Source organism: Streptomyces anatolicus (assembly GCF_019400875.1).
Lineage (GTDB): Bacteria > Actinomycetota > Actinomycetes > Streptomycetales > Streptomycetaceae > Streptomyces > Streptomyces anatolicus.
Window position 1 is genome coordinate 1 of sequence record NZ_WMBF01000691.1, and the last position, 2,554, is coordinate 2,554.

The 2,554-nt window shown below is 72.6% G+C and carries 2 protein-coding genes and 1 pseudogene; all 3 read left to right on the forward strand.

Annotated elements, in window-relative coordinates:
* A pseudogene (locus GKQ77_RS34250) lies at positions 1–140 on the forward strand (DUF6716 putative glycosyltransferase); the annotation flags it as partial.
* Between the two features lie 32 nt (positions 141–172).
* Positions 173–1,504, forward strand: coding sequence for an N-acylneuraminate cytidylyltransferase (locus GKQ77_RS31415; protein WP_219692514.1), 1,332 nt, complete (start codon positions 173–175; stop codon positions 1,502–1,504).
* 14 nt (positions 1,505–1,518) lie between these two features.
* A complete protein-coding gene (locus tag GKQ77_RS31420) occupies positions 1,519–2,487 on the forward strand; it encodes an N-acetylneuraminate synthase family protein (protein WP_219692515.1) in 969 nt (322 codons plus the stop codon).
* Positions 2,488–2,554 lie beyond the last annotated feature (67 nt).

Below are 2,554 nucleotides of genomic sequence, written 5' to 3' on the forward strand. Positions count from 1 at the left end.
GCTCCCCGCTGCCCGGCGCCCCCGCCGCGGACAGGGACCCGGGCCCCGTACGCCAGATCGTGCGCCGTGCGGCCCGCGGGGCCTACCGCCACGGAGTGCAGCGCGTGGCCCCCGTCATCCGGCGGATGGGCGAGCTGTGAACTCCCACGACCTTTCACCCTCAGGAGCCCCCATGTCACACCCCGGCCCAGCGAGTACGCCGGTGCGCCGCGTCCTGGCCGTCATCCCCGCCCGCGGCGGCTCCAAGGGTGTGCCCGCCAAGAACCTCGCCCCGGTCGGCGGCGTGCCGCTGGTGGTCCGCGCCATCCGCGAATGCGTGGCCGCCCGGCTCGTCACGGACGTCGTCGTCTCCACGGACGACCAGGGGATCGCCGAGGCGGCCCGCACGGCGGGCGCCGAGGTGGTGCTGCGCCCCGCCGCGATCGCCGGGGACACCGCGACCAGCGAGGCCGCCGTCCTGCACGCCATGGACGCCCACGAGGCCCTGCACGGTGACCGCGTCGACGTCGTCCTGCTCGTGCAGTGCACCAGCCCCTTCCTCACCCGCGAGGACATCGACGGGGTGGCCGCCGCCGTCGTCGAGAACGGCGCCGACACCGCCGTCACCGTCGCCCCCTTCCACGGCTTCATCTGGCGTGACGCGGCCGACGACGCGGCCGGCTCCACCGGCGCCACGGCGGCCGCCGACGTCACCGCGCGGCGCGCGGACACCGCGGGCGGCACGGCGACCCTCGCCAACTCCACCCGCACCCGGGGCGGTTACGGCGTCAACCACGACAAGTCCTTCCGCCCGCGCCGCCAGGACCGTCCCCAGGACCTCCTGGAGACCGGCGCCGCCTACGCCATGGACGCGGCGGGCTTCCGCACCGAGAAGCACCGCTTCTTCGGCCACACCGAGCCGGTCCGCACCGACCCGGCGCGCGTCCTGGAGGTCGACGACCCGCACGACCTCGCCCGCGCCCGCGCGCTCGCCCCCCTCTTCGACGCGGCCCGTCCCGAGGACGGTCCCGCGCTCCCCACCGCCGCCGACATCGACGCGGTGGTCCTCGACTTCGACGGCACCCAGACCGACGACAGGGTGCTGATCGACTCCGAGGGACGGGAGTTCGTCTCCGTGCACCGCGGGGACGGCCTCGGCATCGCGGCCCTGCGCAGAAGCGGCCTGCACATGCTGATCCTGTCCACGGAGCAGAACCCGGTCGTCGCCGCGCGCGCCAGGAAGCTCAAGCTCCCGGTCCTGCACGGCATCGACCGGAAAGACCTCGCACTGAAGCACTGGTGCGAGGAGCAGGGCATCGCGCCCGAGCGCGTGCTCTACGTCGGCAACGACGTCAACGACCTCCCGTGCTTCGCCCTCGTGGGCTGGCCCGTGGCGGTCGGCAGCGCCCACGACGTCGTACGCGGCGCGGCCCGCGCGGTCACCACCCTCCCCGGCGGTGAAGGCGCGATCCGAGAGATCGCCAGCTGGATCCTCGGCCCCTCTCTCGACTCCCTCCACAGTTAAGGAAAGTTCCTGCCATGAGCTCCACCACCCCCGTCACCTCCATCGGCGCCAACTCCCGGCTGCGTCAGTTCGGTTCCAAGACGGCGGGCCCCGGTCAGCCCGTCTACATCACCGGTGAGATCGGCATCAACCACAACGGTGACCTGGAGAACGCGTTCAAGCTGATCGACGTGGCCGCCGACGCCGGCTGCGACGCGGTGAAGTTCCAGAAGCGCACCCCGGAGATCTGCACCCCGCGCGACCAGTGGGACATCGAGCGCGACACCCCCTGGGGCCGCATGACGTACATCGACTACCGCCACCGCGTGGAGTTCGGCGAGGCCGAGTACCAGGCCATCAGCGAGCACTGCGCCAAGCGCGGCATCGACTGGTTCGCCTCCCCGTGGGACACCGAGGCCGTCGCCTTCCTGGAGAAGTTCGACCTGCCCGCCCACAAGGTCGCCTCCGCGTCCCTCACCGACGACGAGCTGCTGCGCGCCCTGCGCGCCACCGGCCGCACGATCATCCTCTCCACGGGCATGTCGACGCCGAAGCAGATCCGCCACGCGGTCGAGGTCCTCGGCTCCGACAACATCCTGATGTGCCACGCCACGTCGACGTACCCGGCGCAGGCCGAGGAGCTGAACCTGCGCGTGATCAACACCCTCCAGCAGGAGTACCCGAACGTCCCGATCGGCTACTCCGGCCACGAGACGGGCCTGCAGACGACGCTGGCCGCCGTCGCGCTCGGTGCCACCTTCGTCGAGCGGCACATCACCCTCGACCGCGCCATGTGGGGCTCCGACCAGGCCGCCTCCGTCGAGCCGCAGGGCCTGACCCGCCTGGTCCGCGACATCCGCACCATCGAGGCCTCCCTCGGTGACGGCGTCAAGAAGGTGTACGAGTCGGAGCTGGGCCCGATGAAGAAGCTGCGCCGCGTCGCGGGCGTCGTGGCCGAGACCGAGTCGTCGGCGAACTCCGGCGCCGAGCCGGTCGCGGTCTGAGCGCCCACCGGTTACCGGATACGGACGAGACGACGATGAGCCCCCGAGCCGCCGGCCCCACCGGCGC